Annotated in this window: 16 protein-coding genes and 2 tRNA genes; 9 read left to right on the top strand and 9 right to left on the bottom strand. The window is 44.7% G+C overall.

Features of this window, described 5'->3' with window-relative positions:
* Positions 1-10: 10 nt before the first annotated feature.
* Complete coding sequence (gene adhE, locus TW81_RS00965; protein WP_045953856.1) at positions 11-2,701, bottom strand: bifunctional acetaldehyde-CoA/alcohol dehydrogenase; 2,691 nt, start codon at positions 2,699-2,701, stop codon at positions 11-13.
* Between the two features lie 607 nt (positions 2,702-3,308).
* On the opposite strand from adhE, the gene TW81_RS00960 reads away from it, so the two are divergent.
* Both TW81_RS00960 and TW81_RS00955 read left to right on the top strand, forming a co-directional pair.
* A complete protein-coding gene (locus TW81_RS00960) occupies positions 3,309-3,947 on the top strand; it encodes a YchE family NAAT transporter (protein ID WP_045953855.1) in 639 nt (212 codons plus the stop codon).
* Between the two features lie 49 nt (positions 3,948-3,996).
* A complete protein-coding gene (locus TW81_RS00955; RefSeq protein ID WP_045953854.1) occupies positions 3,997-4,854 on the top strand; it encodes an ion transporter in 858 nt (285 codons plus the stop codon).
* Here TW81_RS00955 and TW81_RS00950 read toward each other — a convergent pair.
* Positions 4,847-6,925 (bottom strand): putative bifunctional diguanylate cyclase/phosphodiesterase, encoded by a 2,079-nt coding sequence (locus TW81_RS00950; protein WP_239424265.1) that lies wholly within the window; start codon positions 6,923-6,925, stop codon positions 4,847-4,849. The two genes, TW81_RS00955 and TW81_RS00950, sit on opposite strands and share 8 nt — an antisense overlap.
* 135 nt (positions 6,926-7,060) lie before the next feature.
* Between TW81_RS00950 and TW81_RS00945 the strand changes: the two genes are divergently transcribed.
* The gene (locus TW81_RS00945; RefSeq protein WP_045953852.1) at positions 7,061-8,056 is read left to right on the top strand and encodes a PstS family phosphate ABC transporter substrate-binding protein; all 996 of its coding nucleotides are present in this window, start codon (positions 7,061-7,063) and stop codon (positions 8,054-8,056) included.
* 78 nt (positions 8,057-8,134) lie between these two features.
* Here the strand turns inward: TW81_RS00945 and asd are convergent, their stop codons facing one another.
* The gene (asd, locus tag TW81_RS00940; protein WP_045953851.1) at positions 8,135-9,247 is read right to left on the bottom strand and encodes an aspartate-semialdehyde dehydrogenase; all 1,113 of its coding nucleotides are present in this window, start codon (positions 9,245-9,247) and stop codon (positions 8,135-8,137) included.
* Positions 9,248-9,692: 445 nt separating this feature from the next.
* On the opposite strand from asd, the gene nhaC reads away from it, so the two are divergent.
* On the top strand, positions 9,693-11,135 hold the full coding sequence (gene nhaC / locus TW81_RS00935) for a Na+/H+ antiporter NhaC (RefSeq protein ID WP_045953850.1): 1,443 nt from the start codon (positions 9,693-9,695) through the stop codon (positions 11,133-11,135).
* Between the two features lie 76 nt (positions 11,136-11,211).
* Here nhaC and TW81_RS00930 read toward each other — a convergent pair whose 3' ends face one another.
* Complete coding sequence (locus tag TW81_RS00930; protein WP_045953849.1) at positions 11,212-12,489, bottom strand: Hpt domain-containing protein; 1,278 nt, start codon at positions 12,487-12,489, stop codon at positions 11,212-11,214.
* Positions 12,490-12,594: 105 nt separating this feature from the next.
* Complete coding sequence (gene yejK / locus TW81_RS00925; RefSeq protein ID WP_045953848.1) at positions 12,595-13,596, bottom strand: nucleoid-associated protein YejK; 1,002 nt, start codon at positions 13,594-13,596, stop codon at positions 12,595-12,597.
* Between the two features lie 84 nt (positions 13,597-13,680).
* On the opposite strand from yejK, the gene TW81_RS00920 reads away from it, so the two are divergent.
* From TW81_RS00920 to TW81_RS00900, 5 genes are all read left to right on the top strand, one after another.
* On the top strand, positions 13,681-13,905 hold the full coding sequence (locus TW81_RS00920) for a YejL family protein (protein ID WP_045953847.1): 225 nt from the start codon (positions 13,681-13,683) through the stop codon (positions 13,903-13,905).
* A 27-nt stretch (positions 13,906-13,932) separates the two neighbouring features.
* Positions 13,933-15,738 carry a DUF3413 domain-containing protein gene (locus TW81_RS00915; RefSeq protein WP_045953846.1) on the top strand — a complete coding sequence of 602 codons (1,806 nt, stop codon included), beginning with the start codon at positions 13,933-13,935 and terminating at the stop codon, positions 15,736-15,738.
* 55 nt (positions 15,739-15,793) lie between these two features.
* A tRNA-Pro gene (locus TW81_RS00910) sits at positions 15,794-15,870 on the top strand.
* Between the two features lie 504 nt (positions 15,871-16,374).
* Entirely contained in the window at positions 16,375-18,666 is a 2,292-nt protein-coding gene (locus TW81_RS00905) for an EAL domain-containing protein (RefSeq protein WP_052706111.1), read from the top strand.
* A gap of 98 nt (positions 18,667-18,764) precedes the next feature.
* Positions 18,765-18,855 (top strand) — tRNA-Ser (locus tag TW81_RS00900).
* 123 nt (positions 18,856-18,978) lie between these two features.
* On the opposite strand, the gene TW81_RS00895 is transcribed toward TW81_RS00900, so the two are convergent.
* From TW81_RS00895 to TW81_RS00880, 4 genes are all read right to left on the bottom strand, one after another.
* Positions 18,979-22,083, bottom strand: a complete 3,105-nt coding sequence (locus TW81_RS00895; RefSeq protein ID WP_045953845.1) for an efflux RND transporter permease subunit — start codon at positions 22,081-22,083, stop codon at positions 18,979-18,981.
* The gene (locus TW81_RS00890; protein WP_045953844.1) at positions 22,080-23,402 is read right to left on the bottom strand and encodes an efflux RND transporter periplasmic adaptor subunit; all 1,323 of its coding nucleotides are present in this window, start codon (positions 23,400-23,402) and stop codon (positions 22,080-22,082) included. The genes TW81_RS00895 and TW81_RS00890 overlap by 4 nt, the downstream gene beginning before the upstream one ends.
* 126 nt (positions 23,403-23,528) lie before the next feature.
* Positions 23,529-23,879, bottom strand: coding sequence for an EF-hand domain-containing protein (locus TW81_RS00885; protein WP_045953843.1), 351 nt, complete (start codon positions 23,877-23,879; stop codon positions 23,529-23,531).
* A 127-nt stretch (positions 23,880-24,006) separates the two neighbouring features.
* Positions 24,007-24,489, bottom strand: coding sequence for an NUDIX domain-containing protein (locus TW81_RS00880; protein ID WP_045953842.1), 483 nt, complete (start codon positions 24,487-24,489; stop codon positions 24,007-24,009).
* Positions 24,490-24,498: the final 9 nt, after the last annotated feature.

Genomic DNA, 24,498 nt, shown 5'->3' with positions numbered 1-24,498 from the left:
CTCAACTATATTACGCTTCAGCTTTAGCTTTTTTTGCTTTTGGCGCTTCTTGGTCTGCTTTCTTCTTAATAACAGTCGTACCTTCGAAAGTTTCACCTTCAACGAATGCTTTACCGTAGTAAGAAGCAAGTAGCACTTCTTTCAGCTCGCTGATTAGAGGGTAACGTGGGTTCGCACCAGTACATTGGTCATCGAACGCTTCTACCGCTAGCTCATCTAGTTTCGCTACGAAATCAGACTCAGCAACACCTGCTGCTTGGATAGACATTGGAATGTCTAGGTTCACTTTTAGCTCATCCAACCATGCTAGTAGACGTTCAATCTTCTGAGCTGTACGGTCACCAGCTTGGCTTAGGCCTAGGTGGTCAGCTACTTCAGCGTAACGACGACGTGCTTGTGGACGGTCGTATTGAGAGAACGCAGTCTGTTTAGTTGGGTTGTCGTTCGCGTTGTAACGTACCACGTTAGAGATTAGTAGTGCGTTCGCAAGGCCGTGTGGCAAGTGGAACTCAGCACCAATCTTGTGCGCCATTGAGTGACAAACACCTAGGAATGCGTTTGCGAATGCAACACCTGCGATAGTTGCAGCGTTGTGTACTTTCTCACGAGCGATTGGGTCATTTGCACCGTTTGCGTAGCTTGATGGTAGGTACTCTTTAAGCATCTTAAGTGCTTGTAGAGCCTGACCGTCAGAGTATTCGTTCGCTAGAACTGATACGTAAGCTTCTAGAGCGTGGGTCACGGCATCGTAACCACCGAACGCTGTTAGAGACTTAGGCATGTTCATTACTAGGTTAGCATCAACGATAGCCATGTTTGGCGTGATTTCGTAGTCCGCTAGTGGGTACTTAGCGCCAGTCTTGTCATCAGTAACAACCGCGAATGGTGTAACTTCTGAACCCGTACCTGAAGTAGTAGTGATACAAACAAGCTCAGCTTTTTGGCCCATTTTAGGGAACTTGTAGATACGTTTACGAATGTCCATAAAGCGCATTGCTAGTTCAGCAAAGTGTGTATCTGGGTGCTCGTACATTACCCACATGATCTTAGCCGCATCCATTGGTGAACCACCACCTAGCGCTAGGATTACGTCTGGTTGGAAGCTCTTCATTGCTTCAGCGCCTTTCTCTACAACAGATAGAGTTGGATCCGCTTCTACATCAAAGAATGTTTGCACTTCCATACCTTGAGCTTTCAGTAGGCTTACTACTTCATCTGCGTAACCGTTGTTAAATAGGAAACGGTCAGTTACTAGGAATGCACGTTTCTTACCTTCTAGGTCGCCAAGAGCAATTGGAAGGCTACCGCGACGGAAGTAGATTGACTTAGGTAGTTTATGCCACAACATGTTTTCAGCTCGCTTCGCTACAGTTTTCTTGTTGATAAGGTGTTTAGGACCTACGTTCTCAGAGATAGAGTTACCACCCCAAGAACCACAACCTAGCGTTAGAGAAGGTGCAACGTTGAAGTTGTACAAGTCACCGATACCACCGTGAGTAGTCGGAATGTTAATTAGGATACGAGCTGTTTTAAGCTTGTCACCGAAGTAACGAATGCGGTCTGCGTTAACATCTTGGTTAGTGTAAAGACCAGATGTGTGGCCGATACCACCAATTTCAACCATAGTTACCGCTTGAGCGACTGCATCTTCGAAGTCGTCAGCACGGAATAGACCTAGAGTTGGAGATAGTTTCTCGTGAGCAAATGCGTCGTCGTAAGAAACTTTACCTAGACCTTCACCAACAAGCACTTTAGTGTCCGCTGGTACTTTAACACCTGCCATTTCAGCGATAGCTGCAGCTGGTTGACCTACGATTTTCGCGTTTAGTGCACCTTCGATAAGCAGTACTTTACGTACTTTCTCAGCTTCTGCTTTGTTTAGAACGTAAGCTTTGTGAGATGCGAAACGCTCTTTAACTTCATCGTATACAGAGTCAACAACGATAGCGGCTTGCTCAGAAGCACATACTACGCCGTTATCGAATGTTTTAGACATTAGGATAGACGCAACTGCACGTTTGATGTCAGCAGTTTCATCAATAACCACAGGAACGTTACCTGCACCTACACCGATTGCTGGCTTACCAGAAGAGTAAGCAGCTTTAACCATGCCTGGACCGCCAGTTGCGAGGATAAGAGCGATGTCGTCGTGCTTCATAAGCGCGTTAGAAAGTTCAACAGATGGTTGGTCGATCCAACCGATGATGTCTTTTGGAGCACCTGCTGCTACTGCTGCATCTAGAACCAGTTTCGCTGCATCGTTAGTTGAGTTCTTCGCACGTGGGTGTGGCGAGAAAATGATGCCGTTACGAGTTTTTAGAGAAATTAGAGATTTGAAAATCGCAGTAGAAGTTGGGTTAGTTGTTGGGACGATACCACAGATGATACCTACAGGCTCTGCGATAGTCATAGTACCTAGGTTGTCATCCTCTTCTAGGATGCCACAGGTTTTTTCGTCCTTGTATTTGTTGTAGATAAATTCTGAAGCAAAGTGGTTTTTGATAACCTTATCTTCAACAATACCCATGCCAGACTCTGCAACCGCTTGCTGTGCTAGTGGGATACGAGCGTGGTTAGCTGCTAGAGACGCTGCACGGAAGATTGCGTCAACTTTCTCTTGAGAGAAAGTAGCAAACTCTGCTTGAGCCGCTTTAACGCGAGCTACCATTGCATCTAGTTCAGCCATATTCGTTACAGGCATAGTGAATCTCCTAAATAAATATTAAAAACTTTTTAGTAAGGTCACTGTGAATGTTGAAGCAGAGATCTTAGTAAATTGCTTTCAGGACTGAGTATATTATTTCAGGTTGTGAAAAAAATTGACCCAGATCAGTTCTGAAAAACTATTTACCTACTAAGTGGTACTGCAATCTCAAAATCCTTTGTAACCACATGAATTTATTAAACTTAAGTCACAAAACATAATTGATATTTTTTAATAAAAATAAACCAATTAATTTGACGAATAACCTTATTGTGTAAAAAAGTTTCATTTCTTGACCACACACTTACATGTAATCCATAAAATTTGTGCTACTAAGAGTATATGCGAAGCGATGTTTCTCTCTATAGTTACTCTCAATTTCTATTTAAAATGTGCGAATGTTAACGTTTATGTTAATGCGCAAATCTTCACCTGTATTCTACGTAACAAACTGTGTCATTAATATTTACGTATTGTTCAATAATAAGATTTTCTCAGTAATGAACTTGATTTGACTTTAGTTTTTTTCATTCGTTCAAGGGTAAAATTTCGACTATATTTCGCATGTAATTTCAACCCTATTGACATAGTGTAGGCAAACCGAATGCATTCGTTCGAAATCGCGATATTTTTGCAGTTTTTTCTCGGCTTAGTTGCTGCAGTTAACCCTGTCGGCATTATGCCTGTGTTCGTTTCTTTGACCGGTCATATGACCCAAGAAGAAAAGAACAAAACCGCTATCACAGCGAACTTAGCCGTGGCAATAATCTTGGTTGTTTCGCTTTTAGCGGGCCAGATGCTACTTGATATGTTTAGCATCTCACTCGATTCGTTTCGTGTGGCAGGCGGATTGCTACTTCTGAGTATTGCTTTTTCGATGATGAGCGGTAAGTTGGGTGAAGATAAACAAAACAAGCAGGAACGATCTGAATATGTTAGCCGTGAGCAAATTGGTGTGGTGCCATTAGCCATGCCTTTGATGGCAGGACCAGGTGCGATCAGCTCTACCATAGTTTATGGTTCACGCTACCCTGGTGCATTTGATACCGTTGGCATCATAGCTACGATTGTCGTGTTTGCACTGTGTACTTGGTTACTATTCCGCTCCGCTCCGTTGATCGTACGCTTCTTAGGCCAGACGGGGATTAACGTGATCACACGTATTATGGGTTTGATTCTTGGGGCTCTGGGCATCGAGTTCATCGCCAATGGTCTGCGTAACCTATTTCCCGGGTTAGCCTAATGTAAATTATCGAGTATGATAGAGTGACCCGTTACCATTTCGCTCTATCATGACTAGACATTCTTTACAGCATCATCTCTACATAGTGATCTTTGGTACTCATACCAAAGCTGGACGCGCATTCGACATTACCCTTATCGCGGCAATATTGGCATCGCTGGCAGTATTGGTTTTCGAGTCAGTTCCTTCCGTCAACGCCAATTGGGGTATTCAGCTCCGATACTTAGAATATACCTTCACCGCCCTATTCACGATTGAGTACCTTCTACGGCTTTATTGCTCGCCCAAGCCCACGGCTTACGCGAAAAGCTTTTATGGCGTAATTGACTTGCTGGCGATACTGCCTACTTACCTCGCCTTTTTCTTTCCTGCTGCGACGTTTATGGGTGTCATCCGAGCCCTGCGAATCATGCGAATTTTCCGCATTCTGAAACTGGTTCGCTACCTGCAAGATTCCAACCTGCTGCTGCGCTCTTTGCTGATGGCAAGAAGAAAAATCTTCATTTTCTTTAGCACCGTAGCCATATTAGTGACGATATTTGGCGCACTGATCTACGTGATAGAAGGGCCTAAAAACGGCTTTACCAGCATTCCGCAAAGTATTTACTGGGCCATTGTAACCATTACCACTGTCGGCTATGGCGATCTCGTTCCACAAACGGCCCTCGGCAAAGGTATCGCCGCGATAACCATGTTGTTGGGTTATTCGATTCTAGCCGTACCGACCGGAATTATTACCGCGGAGTTGCATCAAGAGATGAACTCACACAAATCTCTGGTTAAGTGCCCAAACTGTTCCCGCTCAGGGCACGAATCCGATGCACTATTTTGTAAACACTGCGGTAGCCAGTTAGCCGACCCCGATAAGCGTGTTGTCTCGGTTGATGAACAAGGCCGTTCTAAGTAGCGAGATGCAGCCGCACAACATTGCTATCTGCAGATCTCGGAAATAACTGCTCGACTAAGGCACTCGCTGGCAAAGGTTTGCTCAGATAGAAACCCTGACCAATCGTACAGCCCATTGCCAACAGGTCTTGCTGGTGCTGTTGTGTTTCTACCCCTTCGGCAACCACAGAAACTCCGAGCTCTCTACCCAATTGAATAATCGACTTTAGCAGCACCGAGGAGGTGTTGTTTGTAGCGTAATCCATCACAAAACTGCGATCGATTTTGATGGTTTGAAAGTCAAAGTCTTTGAGATATGAGAGTGAAGAGAAACCCGTGCCAAAATCGTCGAGGGCGATGCGCACACCCAGGTGCTTCAACTCAGAAAAAATCACCTGAGCGACTTCGATGTTCTCAACCATCACGGTTTCGGTGATCTCAATTTCCAGCTTGTTGCTCGCGACACCCGACTGGACAATAATCTGCTTGAGACGAGCAAAAAAGTCTGGATGTTTAAGACTGCTGGCAGAGATATTGATCCCGACAATCCCCAACTCTACTCCTTGCTCTATCCATCTCTTCTGCTGCGCGAGCGCTTTGCGGGCAATTAACAAATCAAGCAAACGGATCTGGCCTGTCGACTCTGCCACTGGGATAAAATCATTGGGGTAGAGCAAGCCTTTGTGTGGATTATTCCAACGAACCAAAGCCTCGACGCCTTCAATTTGCTCCGTTTGGAGGTTCCATTTAGGTAAATAATGCAACTCGAACTCATCACGCTCTATCGCAATCGCCAGTTCATTTTCTGTTTGCTTTTGCGACATCGCAATACGGTTGAGCTCTTTAGAATAAAATTGGAAGTTATTCTTACCCATCGCTTTGGCATGATACATGGCGTTATCGGCATAACGAATCAAGGTATCTTGTGTTGCGCTGTCTTCAGGATAGATAGAAATACCAATACTGGCGGAAACGTAAGCACTGACATTATTTAACTGAAAAGGCTGCGATAGAGAGTGAGTCAGCTTAGAGGCAATTTTATTGGCAACGCTGATGGCACTGCTGACATCATTTAAATGACCAAGTACCACCACAAATTCGTCACCACTAAACCGCGCTGACAAATCCGTGACACGAATGCACTGATTGATACGTTTTGCTACCTGTTTAAGTAGCTGATCGCCAATGTCATGACCATATTGGTCGTTAATATCTTTAAAGTGGTCAAGATCAATAAATAACAGCGCAAAAGACTTTTTCGAGCGCTCAGCGTTTAATATCGATTGATTGAGTCGATCCAAAAATAAACTACGGTTTGGCAAATCAGTTAACGAGTCAAAATAAGCTTGGTTGTGCAGTTGGGTGTTTTTCTCTTCGATATCATTCTTGGCATCAGTGAGCGATTTGAGCAATGAGTCACGACTTTTCTCATGCTTGTGCTGCAAACGGATCGAATACGCGGCAATCACGATGACCGCAATGATCAGAGAGATACTGGTGTTGGTGTAGCTCTTGATCCCAGCCTCATAGCTCGCCTTAATAACGCGTTGGATTTCATCAGCTTTACTGGCAAATTCTAAAAACTGCTCATCACGACGCACTGAGTTGACTGCTAGTGCGCGATCGGAAAGTACATATTGGTAATTAGCTTCAGCATTGACGCGAAATTCAGCCAACATTTCACGTAACGCAATAAGGCGTTTTCTTATCTCTGGGTCTTGCACTGGCTGGTAGCTGCCCATAATACTTTCGCCGCCTTCTAGCAGGGCAACAACATGCCAATCTGCTATTTCTAAGTAGTACCAAACTTCTTGAATTGATTGCGCAGTATCACCTGACATAATTTCATCGAACCACAGATACGCGAGCGTACCGTTAACTTTGATTTCTGCCGCTGCCTCAGCAAGCGGTGATTTCTTAACCAGAAGATGAGTAGATTGAGAGACCAAGACCGAGGTGATGGCGATAACTAATGTGGCGAGTATGGAGGTGAAAAGGAACTTGCGCTTCATAAAAAATAAGTTGGTCAAATAGCTGACAAAGTGTTCATTGAATTTAAGAGCAAGGAGGATATTCAGTAATTGTGTCAACAATATGAATCTGTTGCTGATTCATTCTAGTTATTAAGATTTGATGAAATTTATCCTGAGCTGGTTGCTCAGATAACAGAGATGCATTAGTTTTCTGTGCCTAATCATCGATGACGAATCCATTTTACTGCGGCCAACATGCTCAAATTCTCTCAAACTCTAGCTCATGGACTAGCTTGGTTAATGATTGCTTCTGCCTCTTGTAACGCAGGAGCAAAAGATTTAATCAAGATCGAGGGTTCTAGCACGGTTTACCCCATCACTCATCAAGTCGCACAACAGTTTATGCTCGCCGAAGGCACCCAGACGCAAGTGGTGGTAGGCATCACAGGAACTGGGGGGGGATTTCGAAAGTTTTGTCGTGGCCGCACAGACATTTCTAATGCATCCCGCCCGATCAAAGAGAGTGAAAAGTCGCTGTGCAAAGCCAATGGTATCGAGTTTCTTGAACTCCCAGTGGCGCTGGATGCCATCACTGTGGTAGTCAATAAACAGAATAGCTGGCTCGATGCATTGTCACTTGAGGAGCTCAATTTAATCTGGCGCTCAAGCTCTGAACAACAGATCACCAGTTGGGACAAAGTCAATCACGCTTATCCGCCCTATACATTAAAACTTCACGGCCCTGGCCCTGATTCAGGGACATACGATTATTTTGTCAATGTCGTGCTTGATAAGGCAGCTAGCAGGAGAGACTATATGGAAAATGAAGATGATACGGCTATGGTAGCGGAAGTGGCGGCTGATCAGAATGCGCTCGCTTTTCTAGGCTTTGCCTACTACACCAAAAACCAGAACAAGCTCAAAGCCGTAGCGATTGCAGATGGCGATAGTGATGCGGTGTTACCCAGTGTAAAAAATGTCACCGATGGTCGTTACAGCGCTCTATCTCGTCCTTTGTTCATTTATGTCAATAAACACTCTTTAGAAAATCGTGAATCTCTAAGGCGCTTTCTGAGTCTCTATCTCAAGCAGAACAACATCAGTCATAGTGTCACCAAATCAGGCTATATTCCGCTTTCGCCAGATATGTATACCGTGGCGAGAAGTATACTGCTACAAGGTAAAACAGGTTCGGTATTTAATAGCGACGATTTAAGTGCCAATTTCGAGCGCTTCTTGTACCAGAGGTAGAACGATAAACCGCTCGAGTCTTTGTTTGCTCAAGCAATAAAAAAAGCGCCAAAGGGCGCTTTTTCATGGAGATAATTACTATTTTTCAGCAAGGATAATACGCAGCGTACGACGTAGTGGCTCTGCAGCACCCCACAGTAATTGGTCACCCACGGTAAATGCATTGAGGAAATCATCTCCCATTGCCATCTTACGTAGACGGCCAACTGGAACCGAAAGCGTCCCCGTTACTTTAGCTGGCGTCAGTTCTTGAGCCGTAATATCACGGTCGTTTGGAATGACTTTAACCCAATCATTGTGAGTCGCGATCATCTCTTCGATCTCATCCATCGGCACATTTTGTTTTAGTTTGATGGTCAATGCTTGTGAGTGACAACGCATTGCGCCAATACGCACACACGTACCATCAATTGGCACTGGAGCATCCTGGAAGCCAAGGATCTTATTCGCTTCAACGCCTGCTTTCCACTCTTCTTTGCTTTGGCCGTTGTCACGCTTAACATCAATCCACGGGATCAACGATCCCGCCAGAGGAACACCAAATTTATCAGTAGGGAAAGAACCGCTACGCATGGTATCAGCGACTTTTTTATCGATATCTAAGATCGAGCTTGAAGGATTTGCAAGTTCTGAACTCACTGAGTCATTAATGACGCCCATCTGAGAAATCAGCTCACGCATATTTTGCGCGCCTGCACCTGATGCGGCTTGGTAAGTCATTGCGCTGGTCCACTCCACCAGACCTTTCTCAAATAGGCCGCCCAAGCCCATAAGCATTAAGCTGACCGTACAGTTACCGCCAACAAACGTGTTGGTTCCAGCGTGAATACCTTGCTGAATTTGACTTAAGTTAACTGGGTCTAGCGTGATAATCGAATCTTGAGCCATACGCAGAGTTGAAGCAGCGTCAATCCAGTAACCTTTCCAACCTGCTTGACGTAACGCCGGATAAACCTTTTCCGTGTAGCTACCACCTTGACAGGTAATGACAGCATCCAACTGCTTTAAGCTTTCAATGTCGAAAGCATCTTGTAGCATACCTGCATCTTTGCCTAAGTTTGGCGCCGGAATACCGACCTGAGACGTGCTGTAAAATACCGGTTCAATGAGGTCAAAGTCTTTCTCTTCAACCATACGCTGCATTAATACAGAACCAACCATGCCACGCCAACCGACTAAACCTACTCTCATTCTCAACTCTCCGTGTATTCAATTTTAAAAAAGGGAATACATCAATATTCAATTTTCACAGCAAAATCTCAAGTGAAAATTACGTCAAATGTGTAACTTTTATCTCGAGTTTTGCCAATTTCGCTTAAAAGCCCTGTTTTGTATCATTTTTCACCCGTTGTTATTTTGGCAAACACAAAACATCCACAGTAAAGCAACGACAATAACAACGTGCCACACAAACATCACATCTCGTTATACACCAGACAACATCACCCTAACTTAGTAAAAATATTTAACCAAAAACAAACCAATAAATAGTTATAACGAATACAAAATGACAAATAATCGAAATATTAATCCAAATAATGTACAGTACACGACCTCCCAAATATGGGATTTATCCTCCTTGGCAAACGGTCCGTACCACTGTTTGTGTTAATAAATAAAAATAAAGAGGCCCCGTATGACACAACATACTCCCCGCTTACCTAACTTAGCGCAGGTTGCCGTCTCCCTTGGTTTATTCTTGTTAATGGCATTTTCATTTACCGCCAAACTCGACTTGCCGATTCAACTCGCCTTATACATAGGTTGGTTTATCATCATGGTGCTTGGTATCCGCCTAGGCCACCAATATAAAGATTTAGAGGCCGCCGCCCTCAATGGCATATCAAATGGTTTGGCCGCGGTGCTGATTTTACTGGCGGTAGGCGCACTCGTTGGTACTTGGATCTCTGGTGGCATCGTGCCAACAATCATCTACTATGGGCTAAAAGCCATCCATCCTTCGATTTTTCTTTTAGCCACCATGATCATCTGCTCTCTCACCGCGCTTGCGACAGGTACTTCTTGGGGCGCAGCGGGTACCGCTGGCATTGCAATGATGGGGATCGGTCAGGGTTTAGGTGTCCCCGCGCCTATTACAGCAGGTGCAGTGCTGTCGGGCTGTTACTTTGGCGATAAAATGTCCCCTTTGTCAGATTCGGTGATTTTGGCCTCATCGATGTCGAATGTTGAAGTGGTCGAACACATCAAAGGCATGCTACCTATTGCTTTAATTAGTTACGTCATTACTGGCATCATGTTCACCGGATTTGGTTTCCATTATGCGGGTAACGTCGATATGACTCAGGTTCAATCCGTCATCCAAGCCATGGAAGAGCAGTTTTACATCACACCGTACTCATTTGTACCTGTCATCATAGTGCTTGCCCTTCTTGCGATGCGAATGCCTTCTTTTCCTGTGATCAGTTTTGGTTCTTTGCTCGGTGTGGTATGGGCAGTAATGATTCAGGACATCAACTTTCTACAAGCATTCAATACCGCTTGGGCGCCGTTTGAAATCGAGTCTGGGGTTAACTTTATCGATTCAATTCTTAACAGAGGAGGTATGTCGTCGATGCTCGGCTCAGTAGCAGTCATCGTCTTCGGTCTCGGTTTCGGTGGCTTACTGGATAAAGTGGGAGTTTTAGAGACTATTGCCAAATTATTTGAACGTCGTGTCCAAAGTGCTGGATCTCTGGCAACCAGCACTATCGGCACGGCCTTTATGGGCAATGTATTTGGCTCCGCGATGTACGTATCTTTGATCTTAACGCCGAAAATATGCGCTAAGAACTATGATCGTTTAGGCTATCAACGTAAGAACTTATCGCGCAATGCTGAATTTGGCGGGACATTAACTTCAGGTATGGTGCCTTGGAGTGACAACGGTATCTATATGGCCAGCATTCTTGGTGTAGCAACGCTCTCGTACGCGCCATTTATGTGGCTGAGCTTCGTTTGTATCATAGTGACCATAGTGACTTCTTATCTAGGTTGGTTTGTAGACAAATGCGAACCAATCACGAGTAACGAGTCAATGGACAACGAAGCTGAACTGACTAGGCAAACAGCTTCACTCTAAGCCAACCAAGAAGCGTCTGCATAAAGGCGCTTGTTTGCCATTAACGGTACAAGACGCATCACTGACATCACCACTATTAGTGGCTTTCTATGCTATTGTGCTCATTTAAAAAGACTTTAGCTTCCTCTATTGCGCGTGCTAAATGTATCTTCAACTCATCAAGTAGCTCTGCATCGACACTATTGGTCTCTTTAATCGCAATTTCCACCTTGGTCGCTGCTGCCCTAAGTTTGCTGGCGGCTAGGTTGCCTCCAACGCCTTTCAAACTGTGGGCCTTGCGTTGGGCGTCTTCTGGCGAATGTTCGATGAGTTGCCCGATTTTATCTGCGTCTCCGGTATGATCTTCTATAAACACTGCAAGCAACATACATACCGATTCCATATCGTTATTTAACGACTCCAGCATCTTGTCAAAGTCAATTTCCGTCACTTCGCTCTCTACCTCAGTCGCTGCCTCTTGCTCCGGATTGTTTTCCGGTACCACCTCAAGCTCTTCTGTTACTTTAGGATGTTCCTCATGCTGCACAGGTTCCCCTTCGGGTGCTGGACTGTCGGCTGTAGGCTCGGATTGATTTTGTGGTGAGACAAGATCGCGTCTACTCGCGGAATAAAGCAGCAGCACAAAGCCGCTAAGGGCAAACAGAGTCACAATTAGAGCTGCGATATTATGACGTATCAGTAGCTGGTCAAACTCCCCTCTTAGCACATCTATTTGCTCATAGACATTGTGATTTTGTAGTTTATCAACGATGTATCGCCCTTGTGCGTATCCACCTAATACCGCAGAGACTTGAGCAAGAGTTTGTTGCAAATCACGTCGTTCTTTTTCAAGCAGTTCATTTGATTGGGAATAGACATTGTCCAGATCTCGATAGACCTGTGGACTGGTGCTGCTGTTGCCAAATACCGCTTCTAACACATTGGAACTTAAACGAAGATAAAGTGAGTTGACCGCCAGATCCTGATAACGCTGTCGCATCGCACCTATATGTTGCACAAGGCTAAGTAAATCTAAGTTGTTATCGAGGTAGACTTGCGACAGTTCAATAAAACGGTCTGTAGTAAAAAGTAAACGGTGGATGTCTGGCATTAGCCAATGATGTGGGTAGTCAGCTTCAAGTTGCAGGCGAAGCGCATAGATAAGCTGGAGTTTCAGTGCCTGAGAATCACTCATTTGAGTATGATATGAAGCTTTGAAAAAGAATGAATCGCGTAGCGCGTCGACACTGCTACCTAACTCATATATATGCTCTTTGGTTGCTTCTGTTGAACGGTAGCTGAGGGTGATTGCTGCGATACTCACTGACCATATCGCAAACAATGCCAATCCAAGTTTCAGCGTTTTGCCGTACATGCCCTTACCTGTTGATAAATTCCTAGTATTACAAGCATATACACTATCAAACAGAAAGGGAGGATAAACTGCAAAAATGTTGCAGTTTATCCGATATTTGAGTGACTATTTGTTTCTGGTTAACTGATCGCGAAGATTCGGTGGTGTTCCCTTGATAGTTAACGTGTCTGTCTCTGGATCGTAAAAAATACGCTCGCCCAGCAGCAAACTATCAAAGCTAACATTGAGACCACCGCCGGCACCGACATACTTAGTCAACTTACGCACTGCAGCGCGATCACCCGGGAAGCTCTCTTCCAATTGGTAACCTTGTTCTTGCGTGTAATCGAGAAAGCTCGTTCCATCGTGAGAAGGTGGCAACTCCCCTGACAACTCGCGAACTTGAACTTCATCACCAGACTTAATCTGCTCATTACAATAGTCAGCCACTTGTTTTTTGTAACTGATCGCTTCTTCTTTTTCGAGTTTAGAGTCCGCACAAAAGTCTTCAACCGCCTGCATCAGGACTTGGTTTTGTACTTTAGTATCTAAGCCCACTTCTGCTTGCAGAAAATCGAGGAAAAAGTCCGCCACTTTACGCCCAACTCGACCTTTAATGTAAGCGAGATAACGGTTGGAATCTTTATCGGTTTCAAAGCTGGTCAAATCGATACGCGCGGCAATATCCATTTTACTCAGATCTAAATAGTCGGTTGCGCTAATGTCGAGACCTTCTGTCACTTTGAGGCTCTGGTTTGACGGGACAATTGCCACAAATAAATAGTCCGTCGCAAGCGATTGATACTCAGCAATCACCAAAATACCTTCGTCAGCAAAGGGGTATTTGGATAGCTCATCTTTGAGACGATTGGCACTTAACTGCGAAAAATCATAAAAGTTTTGATTTCCCTGACGCAACTCTTGCAACCAGTTGTGAAATTCACTGTCTGATGTAAAAGAACCAAAGCCTTTACCAGCTTTTGAGTTGAACACACGATGAAGCTCGGCAACTAGGTTTTCGGTCGAAGTGTCGTTAGATAGAGACTCAGAACGGAAATTAACAACTAGTTCATCTGCATCGTTTTTCTGTAATTGATGTAGGATAACGTTTGATAGATGAAGGCTCATGATGAAATTTATCACTGCGTAGGTTTCAGTTGCGTGGCATTGTAGGTTATCATAAGCCGCTTTACTATCATCATTAGAGTCTTTATGCCGATTACATCTAAATACAGCGACGCAAAAGTAGAACAAATTCTTGCAGAAGTAGCTGCAGTACTTGAAAAACATTCTGCTGGCCCGGAGCTTGCGTTAATGATTGCTGGAAATATCGCAACCAATGTCTTAAATCAAGACGTTGCCGCTTCACAACGCAAAGCAATTGCTGAAAAATTTGCAGAAGCGCTTGTTTCTTCAGTTGAAGACAAAAAACATTAAGAATAATAACGGACATAGAACACATACATGGTCGATAACGGAAACACATACGGCGAACGCGTATCGCGTTTAGTGGGATGGGGGCATTGGTTTGCCTTTTTCAACATCATCGCGGCAATGCTGATCGGAACCCGTTATATCTCTCAGTCACCGTGGCCGGAAACGCTACTTGGTCAATTCTATTTGATGATCTCTTGGGTTGGTCATTTTGGCTTTTTGGTATTCGCGTTATACCTGTTAGTTCTCTTTCCTCTCACCTTTATCATACCGTCACGAAAACTGTTCCGGTTGGTGGCGGTCTGTTTTGCTACCCTTGGTCTGACGATTCTCTTAGTCGATACTCAGGCCTATCAGACCATTAATTTACACCTGACTCCCGTCGTATGGGAGGTACTGTTCAGTGATGAAAGCTCTGCGATCACCGTTGACCTACAACATCTATTTATTGTTTTACCGTTGATCTTCTTGCTGCAACTGGCTCTATCAGAGTGGGTATGGCGCAAACAACGCAAACTCTCTCACAAACATGTTGGCCGACCATTAGCGGCGCTGTTTTTCGTCAGTTTTATTGCTAGCCATCTGATTTACGTCTGGGCGGATGCTTATTTCTACAACTCAATTACGGCTCAGCGCGCAAACTTCCCATTATCTTATCCAATGACGGCTAAGTCATTTATGGAAAGACACGGATTACTGGATCGCGATGAGTACCTTAAGCGCTTAGAACAGAGCCAAGACAGCACAGAACTAGTGCGTTATCCACTGGAAAAAATTGAATTTAACCGCCGTGCTAACTCACTGAATATTTTAGTTGTCAGTGTCAACAATCTCAGAGCAGATATGCTGACCGAGCAAACGATGCCCGCTACCTATGCCTTTGCTCAAGATAACTTAAATTTCACTAATCATTACAGCTCAAGCAACGACTCGTTTGGTATTTTTGGTCTGTTCTATGGTTTACCAAGTAGTTACGCAAGCAGTATCAAAACTCAAGGTTCTAAGCCAATTATCATTGATACGTTGCTCGACAAACAGTACCAGTTTGGCTTATTCAGCGCTGATAACTTCGATGAGCCTTTATACGGTGAAACGGTGTTCCGTGGTATGAATTTCAACGGCATTGCCTTCAATGATGCTAAATCGGCTGATCATCAAGCGATTGAAGCTTGGAGTGAATGGGTTAAGCAACAGAGCAAAAAACCTTGGTTTAGCTATGTCGAACTCACGACAGTCGATAACTTTAGTAGTTTCAATCAAGGCAATAAACAACGTTCAACAGAAGAAAAGCTCAAATCGGGCTACCAAAAATCGGTCGCTCAAGCCGATACTGAGCTCAACCAACTGCTGCAACAAGTGACAGAGCTAGGGCTCGACAGTTCAACAGTGATTGTTATCACCTCCAACCATGCAACAGAGTTCAACGAAACTCAAACAAACAGTTGGGGCTCAAACACAAACTACAGCCAGTATCAGCTAAAAGTACCTATGGTTATTCACTGGCCTGGTAAATTGGCCGCAGAATACCAGCATAGAACCAGTCACTTAGATATGTCGGTCACGCTCATGCAAGATTTACTCGGCGTCTCGTCTAATCCGACAGACTTTAGCAGTGGTCGAAATCTATTTGATGAACGTAAACGTCGCTGGATTTTGGCTGGTGATTCTCGTGAACTGGCATTGATTACCACCAAAGACACGACAGTGATTGATAAATTTGGTAACTACAAATTGTACGACGCTAACTATCAACGCCTGAAAGATGAGAACCCAACGCTTCCTGTGTTGATGCAAGGTTTAACTGAATTGCAACGATTTTATGCAAAAAGTAACTAAATCATAGTGTTATTGCATTGACCTGCCGATGATTTACGATTAAATTAACAGGCATCGGACTGTAGCGCAGCTTGGTAGCGCACCGTCATGGGGTGTCGGGGGTCGCAAGTTCAAATCTTGTCAGTCCGACCATTACACCTAGAAAAGAGAGCTTCGGCTCTCTTTTTGCTTACTTACGATTCCATACGTTAATGTGCTCTGATTTCCCCTTTAGCTGGCTTAACGTGTTGCCACACATTATGTAAATCTCCTTTTATACACTCCCTATACATTGACCTGTCCATAAAGCAATTCACTGATAATTCGCTTTAAATCGTTTTGCGCCGCAAATTGACAACATTTTATAAACCTATGCGCAACCTCTTGGACACGTCTCACGAAAAATATCTAATCTTGTATTAGAATGTAGGTTATCGCTCTCACTGAAATAAAGGTCATATTTTGATAGTTGAGTCGGCTTTCTGGCTAAGTTGTGGCGTTCTCATTTTTGCTAGCTTCCATTTTTTCGCTATCGCCTTTTCCCAAAGCAGACGAACGCTCTATTTTTCATGTTCGTTTTTAGCGTTAAGCATATTCTTCTATCAACTATTCTCATATCTCTATTTCAGTAGCACAAACCTTGCTCACTCCGTTGTGATGATAAAACTACAAGTAAGTGCTTTGTGCTTTCTCTACGTCGCTTTCTTTGCCGTTGTTTCCAGCTATACTCAGCGACCAAACCGAAAACTGTACTACTTTATCTGCGGCTACTCTTTACTCGTTTTAGTACTAAACCTCATATCAGACTACTCGGTTCGATTCGTTGAACCCGCCTATCTACATCATTTTGACGTGCTGGGTTTTAATGCTTCGCTCATCCGTGCAGAGCCTTCACCTTTAGGGTATATATTTCATGGTTTTACCTATGTCTACCTTGGATGGGTGTTTTACTCGTTATTCCACTTCTTAAAAGCCAAGCTAGACAGTTTTACTATTGGCTTTGGCATATTTGCCCTGCTGATTGTCATCGCTGGTTATATGGGCTCACAGATCGACCGCGGTGAGCTAGAAAGTGTCTATGTGGTTGGTTTTGTGTTTACTGCCTTCATTATTTTTATGAGCTTTTTACTGCAAAAAGACTTACGAGCACAAAACCGATTAGTCGTAAAATATCAGGCTTCGTTAGAAGCGATAGCAAAAGGCGTTACCTACGAATCAGGCCACCATTTTTATCAACAGCTCGTCACACATCTATCCGATATTATTGGTGCAAAGTACTGTTTTATTGGCCTACTTAGTCAAGATAAGGAAACCATTTCCACCAAAGCGGTGTGTGTCAATGGTGTCGTAGCGGACAACTTCTCGTATTCACTCAAAGATACGCCATGTGAAAATGTGATGGCCAATGAGATCTGTCAGTTCCCCGAAGGCGTGCAAGCCCTGTTTCCGTCCGATCATCTGCTTGAAGATATGCATATCCAAAGCTATATCGGCGCACCGATTCTCAACGATCATGACACTCCGATCGGCTTGTTTGTCGTGCTCGATACCAAACCAAGGAAAACATCTAAACAAATCAAACATATCGTAGAAATCTTTTCCGCACGTGCCAGCGCTGAAATCCAGCGTGATATCGCATTACGTAAAGTGAGATCTATGGCCTATGAGGACTATTTGACGCGCTTGCCCAATAGAGCCCAAGCCTATGAATATTTACAAAATAAAATAGATAATCCCAGACACGCTAAGGATACAATCTGTCTCTATTTCCTCGACTTAGACCATTTCAAGACCATCAATGATGCACTTGGTCACGACATTGGCGATGACTTACTTCGTGTGATTGGCCGCAAACTGAGTGAATTTATTTCACCAAATCAATTCGTTGCGCGAGTCGGAGGTGATGAGTTTCTCATAGTCTCAGACGCCTATGACGGTCAATTCGATAAACAGCTTCTGGATGTTTTTGACGAGCCAATCGTGATGGGTGACCATCTTATTGATATCAATCTAAGCATTGGCGTGGCGCAAGTTGTGGCTGAATCATCAACCGTTCTCGATATGATGCGCTTTACTGAGCTTGCGTTATACAAAGCCAAGAACAGCGGGCGTAACTGCAGTGTTATGTACAAGCCAGAAATGCAAACCGCGGCGATAGAAAAGTTAAACATTCAGTCTGCACTAAAAAAAGCCATCGGCGCGAATCGACTGTCGCTCTACTATCAACCTCAGGTTACCTCCAGCCAACAAGTGTACGGCGCGGAAGCACTACTGCGTTGGCATGATCCTGAATTGGGTTTTGTATCCCCTGCCGACTTTATCCCGTTAGCGGAAGAAACGGGGCTAATACACCCAATAGGAGAGTGGGTGCTTGATGAATCTTTAAGATTCCTTGCAAGCATCGAGCACACTCATAGAGACAATATTCAACACCTTTCTATCAATATTTCTGCGTGGCAGTTCGCTTTGCCTAATTTTGCAGAGTACATTTTGGCTAAAATCCAACAGTGGAACATTAACCCGCAAAGCATAATGCTAGAGTTGACTGAAACTGCGGTATTGCGCGATGTGGAAGATGCCAAAACCAAACTGATTTATCTCAATAAGAATGGAATTAAAGTTGCGTTAGATGATTTTGGTACTGGCTATTCGTCACTCGCTTATCTACGCGATTTACCTATTGATGTGTTAAAAATTGATAAGGCCTTCATAGACGAGCTTCAAGCTCAGACGTCTTCCCCACTCACCGATACCATTATCTCTATTGGACAGAGCATTAACGTCGATGTGATTGCAGAGGGTGTCGAAACCGAGCAGCAAGCTCAAAAGCTTGAGGCGTTAGGTTGCCACATTTATCAAGGGTTTCTATTTGCTAAGCCGATGCCTGAAGAGCAGCTATTGCAGTGGTTAGGCTCTAGATCAAATCAGCAACTAGTTAACAGCAACTGAGACGAACAGAAAACTTAGACAATTCGCTCACAAAGCGTTCAATCAGTTCAATCAAGGGTTTACAAACACAATCAAGGCCATTATTATTGCGCCCATACGGAGAGATGGCTGAGTGGTTGAAAGCACCGGTCTTGAAAACCGGCATACGTTAATAGCGTATCTAGGGTTCAAATCCCTATCTCTCCGCCACTTTCAGTAAAAAAGCCGTTGATTATCAACGGCTTTTTTCGTTTCTAATGCAGATAAAAATCATTGTATGCTTAACCAAGTGCTCAGTTTGCATCCTCTTCCTCACCTTTAGTTACCTAAAAATCAAACTGAAATTCGCTCAGATCTTGTAAAATGAGTTAACTTTAAATCGTCCAAAATAAGCAGCACACAAGGCACAACAATTGACGCGAGCAACGTGGCCGAGACTAAGCCAAACGCAATACTGGCAATTAACGGGATCAGAAATTGCGCCTGCGTACTGGTTTCGGTTAACAGTGGAAGCAAGCCGGCAAAAGTGGTTAACGAGGTAATAAATATTGCTCTGAATCGATCACGCACCGCCACTTTACACGCATCGATCAAACGCTCGCCTTGGGCGATGTTCTGCTTAATAAAATTGACCAACAAAATGTTGTCGTTGACGACGATACCCGCCAAGGTTGCGAAGCCCACCAAGCTTGGAATGGTCAAATCGAACCCCATGCCCAAGTGCCCCCATACCACACCAATCCAGCCCATCGGTATCGCCAGTAGCACAGCGATAGGTTGAGTGTAACTTTGGAACAGGAACACCAAGATAAGATAGATCCCCACCACGCCAAGCGCAAAGAAGGTTGCTAGTGAAGAGCCTGTATCTGAGCTTTCTTTATCCTGACCTTGAGAAACAAAACTGACCTCTGGGAATTTCTGTTGAATTTGCGGAACAAATTCACTATTGAACTGCAGCATGATTTCGCGCGCATTGGCAACACGAGTATCGATATTGCCTTGCACAACCACAGTGTTCATCCCATTAATACGGTGAATTCGCGAGAAGGCTTGCTTTCTGTCAAAGGTCGCCACACTTGATAGCGGAACAAGGGTTCCATTGCCTGCCGTCACCATCAAATTATTCAACTCATACAGGCTAGCTTGGTGCGTAAACTCATCCAATCTCACACTAATATCCACCAGCTCGCCTTGTTGGAAAACCGTCAGATCAGTACTGCCTTTTACCGCGCTGCGCAGCGTTTGAGCAATGTTGGAAGCATTCACGCCCATCACGCCCGCTTCATCTTTAAGGTTGACGTGGAATTCGGTTCTGCCCTCACGCAGGTCGGTGGAGAGGTTATAAACACCGTCAAATCCTTTCAACCATTTCACAAGCGAGCGGCTGACTTGATTGAGCTGTTCTAACGACTCACCCTGAACTCGAATATCAATGCCATTACCAGCGATACCGCGTTCTTTATCGGTAAACTTGAGTGAAACCACATCGGCAGTAGGGCCTACTTTTTGTTTCCAATCTTGGATCAGATCTTTAATGCTCTGCTGCCTAAACTGCGCTGGCAGTAGATCGGCACTGACGGTTGCCATGTGCGGCCCCGATTCATTGGCATCAACATTTGAGCTGAACATGATGGTGGTGCTCGCGACCAAAGGTTGTGAGCTTGGGTATTTCTCTGCGTATTCTTGGTTGAGTTCATCAAGCGCGTTTGAAACCTTCTCCACCACCGCCTCTGTCTGGCTCAGTAAACTGCCTTGAGGGAGTAAGATACGCGCCTGAAGCACATCACTTTCCAAGGCAGGCATGGCTTTGAATTTCAGCCAGCCTGACGAAATGGAAGCGGTTGAAATCATCACCACCATCACCAATATCCCTAGTGAAAGATAAGGTGTATTCATCGCCTTGACACTCACTGGCACAAAGAATCTATCTCTGATGCTTTCAAACCCAGTAATGAATTTATCTCGTATTGGATTGGAGCGAAACTCCGTATGGCTGTGCGCCAAGTGAGAGGGCAAGATCAAGAAAGCTTCTACCAGACTAACAAGCAACGTAATCAATAACACGATAGGAATATAGCGTAGTACTTCGCCCATATTGCCTGTGAGAAACATCAGCGGCCCTATCACCATGATGGTGGTAGCAAACGATGCAATCACACCTGGCAAGACTTGCTTGGTGCCTTCAACTGCAGCGTCAAACACGGGTAGCCCTTGTTGCCTCTTGGCGGCGATGTTTTCTGCAATGATCAACGAGTCGTCCATTAGCAAACCAATCGCAACAATCAACCCGACCAGCGTCATCATATTCAGGGTATAACCGAGAAGTTGTATCGCAAAAATGGCACCAAGGAATGAAACCGGCAGCCCCATAGTGACCCAAAAGCTAAAGCGAATATTAAAGAACGCCCACAACATCAAAAACGCCAGTGCTAATCCCTGCACACCATTGCTGGTGAGAATTCTCAAACGCTCAATAATATTGGTGCTGGAATCTTGGGTGATGGTTAAAGCGACGCCTTCAGGGGCTTTCGCCTGTTCTTTTTCAACGATGCTGACGATCGCATCTTTGACCGTTAAGGTATCTTGAAATTGCGTTTTGGACACCTGAAGCAAAGCGGCACGCTGACCATTGAACAGGATTTGATTTTCATTGGTAGTGAACTTCTGTTGAATAACGGCAACATCACCGAGGCGAACCTGAGTCCCCGCCTCACTGGATTTAATCACGATATTTTCGAAGTCTCTGACGCTGCTGCCTAAGTGGTCGAAGCGGACACTGATCTCTTCCAAGTCATTACTAAATACACCAGCAGGAGTGCTGATACTTTGCTGTTGTACCAGATTGGACAAGTCAGACACACTCAGACCGTACTGTTGCAACTTCCACTGTGACACGCGAATCTCTATTTCTTGATCCGCAAAACCGCTCACGGTCACCTGCGCGATCAGTGGGCTCTCTTTTAGCTTGTGCTTAATTTGTTGGGCGTAAAGATATAAGTCCCTGTCTGACATATTGCCGGTAATAGCAACACTGGCCACCGTTGCCACCCGGTCCAGTTTCGACACCGTGATCTGCTCAACCCGATCCGGAAAATCATTGATTGCGTTAACCTGCTGCTGAATATCGCTAGTTAAGGTGTCGATGTCTTCATCATCGCCAATTTCCACATTGGCGATGACCAAATTCTCTCGGGCATCACAGCTTAACTCTTTAATTCCACTCAGCTTATCGAGAGAATCTTCCAACGGGTAACACACTTCTTCCATCATCTCAAAAGGCGACGCACCCGGATAGACGATCCGAACCTCAATATTTTTGGTCGGCGTCAGCGGAAAAGTGTCTTTCTGCAGTTTGGGCAAGGCAAAAGCCCCTAACAGCAGTACCGCCATCATCAGGACATTAGCGCCAGTGGCGTGCCGGGCAAAAAAAGCGATCATAATTTGCCCTCTTTCTGAATCGCGTTTGCGGCTTTAAATCCGCTCAGCGTATCCAACCAAAGGCCGATTTTCTCATCCGGTTGCGGTTGTAAAGCCATCCCCTCAACGGCGGGTGAAAGCTTACTTAGTACAACCACATCACCGAATTCCACGCCAGATTTGATCACCGCAACTTGCCCTTGGACGAAATCAATCCTGACAGGTTTGCTTTTCAGTTTACCTTCAGAGACAGTGTAAACTTTACCGTCATGAATGGCGTTTATCGGTAGCAAGACTTGTTGCTCCATCATCGGTGCTTTAATCGTGACTTTAACGAAAGTCCCACGAATTAGCGGCGGTTTCGCTCCGGGAATGGCTTGCTGATAGGGCTGATTGACTTGTGCAACCAGGCTTTGGCTTTGAGTCTGGGCATCGATTTCACCGCCGGAGCGGCTGACCTCGGCAGGCCAAGTGATCACTTTATCGCCAGCCTGGAGTTCTACTGTCGCGCTCAAGTTGCTATGCACATCTTCGTCAAGCGAGTCTAAACGATTGGAGTTTCTTAGTGGGCGCATTTTACCAAGCGGAAACTGCGCACGGACCTCGACGGCATCGATGCCATCCGCTTTGAACAGCAACTCCCCCTTGTTGACATACTCAGCAAGCCCAACCAAGGTTTCGACAATACGAATATCAAACGGCGCTTTAATCATGGTTTGTTCAAGATCACGGTTTGCAAGCGCAAGTTCCGTTTGTAATACCTTCTGTTGCGCTTGATTAATCGCCAGCTGGTTTTTTTGAGTCTGGAGCTGTTGCTGGCTACTGAGTAAGTCTTTAGTCGCACGGTCTTTCTCTGTTTTGGAGATATGCCCTGTCTCACTCAATTTGATTGATCGGGCATATTCAGACTGTTGTACCTGAAACTCTTTCTCTGCAATCTTGAGAGAATCGATAATGGCTTGGCTGGTCAGCGTTAGCACTTCAAGCTCTGCCTGCAAGCGGGCAATGGTGAGTTGATAAGAGGCAGGATCGATTCTGAGGATTTCGCTGTCTTTACGAATAATGGTGCCCGTTTTGTATTGCTCAGAAACCCATACAACTGCGCCGTCGAGTTCGGACTGCGCTTGCCAGTCTTGAGCGGGTTCGGTATGCCCATATCCGATGGCTGAAGGTTGGATATTTCGTGGCTCAACTTTCAGCACCCGGACCACCTTTTTAGCCGCAGTAGTACTCGCTTTAGGCGGTTCGGCCTTCATTCCCGGTGCCACGACCAATAACACGATGCCCAACAAGACAGGAGGAATAAACAGAGCCCTTTGTAACCTGCTATACCTAGTCATAGCGATTCCCTCACCATGTATATTAGCTTTAACTTAATTAAAAATTAGCACACCAACATAAGCGTGTTTGCTTCTTTGATCTAAAAATAAGTCAGGCCTCACAAATGGAGGCCTGATTGAATTGAGCTATTGATTGTTTTTGCCTTTGCCCATAGTATTTTTGGGGTTCGCCAAGCCTTGATGAGCGTTAAACTCTTGTTGAGAGATAGCGCCATCCGCGTTGCTATCTAACGAAGCAAAACTTTGGCTTTGATTGATATTTTTTAACGTACGCCCCTCTTCCGCTCGCTGGGCAATACGCTCTGAGCGTGCTTGATTGAACTCGGCTTCGGTTATCTTGCCATCACCATCCAGATCAAACTGTGAAAATGCTGGACGCGACATATTGTTGTTCATGCCTTTTTTCATTCCGCCAGCCACTACTCCGAAGGCGATAACGATACCGAGTAAGGCAATTATCGTGCTTTTGATTTTCATGACGTTTTCCTTCTCTTTGCTCCACTACTTAAGAATATACTAATATAAGTAAGGTAACGTCATGTGATGTAAAGGAGTGTAAAGAAGCAATGCTTAGTCACGTCACGTGGTACGAATTATTGCTAGATCAAAGTTGATCTATATCTTCATTGTGCCCTTGAATATAGCTGCCTAAATGGGTGGAAAAACGTTCAGCTTCAATCAAATCGATCAGTTTATTTTTGAGTTGTGGGGGATAAATCCTCAGATCTGGCAATTGGGGAATAGGCACCCATTGAACCGACTGAATATAGCCCTCGTCATTTAACCCCGACAAATTCCCCAAATGTGGTGTGCCTAAGAAACCGTCGATCAGATAGAAAAACTCAGCGTTGTAACGTTGGCTTTGAGTTTCGAAAAACTCTCGTACACAAATCAGTTCCCCAACCTGAACATCAATGCCAGCTTCTTCTTTAAATTCTCGCTTAACGCATGCTTTCGAACTTCTGTCTTCCGCTTCCATTCCGCCACCGGGTGGAATCCAATATTCACCACTAAAGTCTTTAACTTTAAGTAATAACATGGCGCCTTCTTTTATCACTATCCCTGCGGCACGAATTCGATGTTGCATAACTTATCC

The organism is Vibrio galatheae (assembly GCF_000967545.1).
Lineage (GTDB): Bacteria > Pseudomonadota > Gammaproteobacteria > Enterobacterales > Vibrionaceae > Vibrio > Vibrio galatheae.
The sequence above is the reverse complement of the archived record's forward strand: the minus strand, read 5'-3'. Positions and strand labels throughout refer to the sequence as shown.

What these genes read in the sequence shown, in the direction of transcription:
- adhE (WP_045953856.1), bottom strand. Translation starts at nt 2,701, where the DNA reads ATGCCTGTAACGAATATGGCTGAACTAGATGCAATGGTAGCTCGCGTT.
- TW81_RS00960 (WP_045953855.1), top strand. Translation starts at nt 3,309, where the DNA reads ATGCATTCGTTCGAAATCGCGATATTTTTGCAGTTTTTTCTCGGCTTA.
- TW81_RS00955 (WP_045953854.1), top strand. Translation starts at nt 3,997, where the DNA reads ATGACTAGACATTCTTTACAGCATCATCTCTACATAGTGATCTTTGGT.
- TW81_RS00945 (WP_045953852.1), top strand. Translation starts at nt 7,061, where the DNA reads ATGCTCAAATTCTCTCAAACTCTAGCTCATGGACTAGCTTGGTTAATG.
- asd (WP_045953851.1), bottom strand. Translation starts at nt 9,247, where the DNA reads ATGAGAGTAGGTTTAGTCGGTTGGCGTGGCATGGTTGGTTCTGTATTA.
- nhaC (WP_045953850.1), top strand. Translation starts at nt 9,693, where the DNA reads ATGACACAACATACTCCCCGCTTACCTAACTTAGCGCAGGTTGCCGTC.
- TW81_RS00930 (WP_045953849.1), bottom strand. Translation starts at nt 12,489, where the DNA reads ATGTACGGCAAAACGCTGAAACTTGGATTGGCATTGTTTGCGATATGG.
- yejK (WP_045953848.1), bottom strand. Translation starts at nt 13,596, where the DNA reads ATGAGCCTTCATCTATCAAACGTTATCCTACATCAATTACAGAAAAAC.
- TW81_RS00920 (WP_045953847.1), top strand. Translation starts at nt 13,681, where the DNA reads ATGCCGATTACATCTAAATACAGCGACGCAAAAGTAGAACAAATTCTT.
- TW81_RS00915 (WP_045953846.1), top strand. Translation starts at nt 13,933, where the DNA reads ATGGTCGATAACGGAAACACATACGGCGAACGCGTATCGCGTTTAGTG.
- TW81_RS00905 (WP_052706111.1), top strand. Translation starts at nt 16,375, where the DNA reads ATGATAAAACTACAAGTAAGTGCTTTGTGCTTTCTCTACGTCGCTTTC.
- TW81_RS00895 (WP_045953845.1), bottom strand. Translation starts at nt 22,083, where the DNA reads ATGATCGCTTTTTTTGCCCGGCACGCCACTGGCGCTAATGTCCTGATG.
- TW81_RS00890 (WP_045953844.1), bottom strand. Translation starts at nt 23,402, where the DNA reads ATGACTAGGTATAGCAGGTTACAAAGGGCTCTGTTTATTCCTCCTGTC.
- TW81_RS00885 (WP_045953843.1), bottom strand. Translation starts at nt 23,879, where the DNA reads ATGAAAATCAAAAGCACGATAATTGCCTTACTCGGTATCGTTATCGCC.
- TW81_RS00880 (WP_045953842.1), bottom strand. Translation starts at nt 24,489, where the DNA reads ATGCAACATCGAATTCGTGCCGCAGGGATAGTGATAAAAGAAGGCGCC.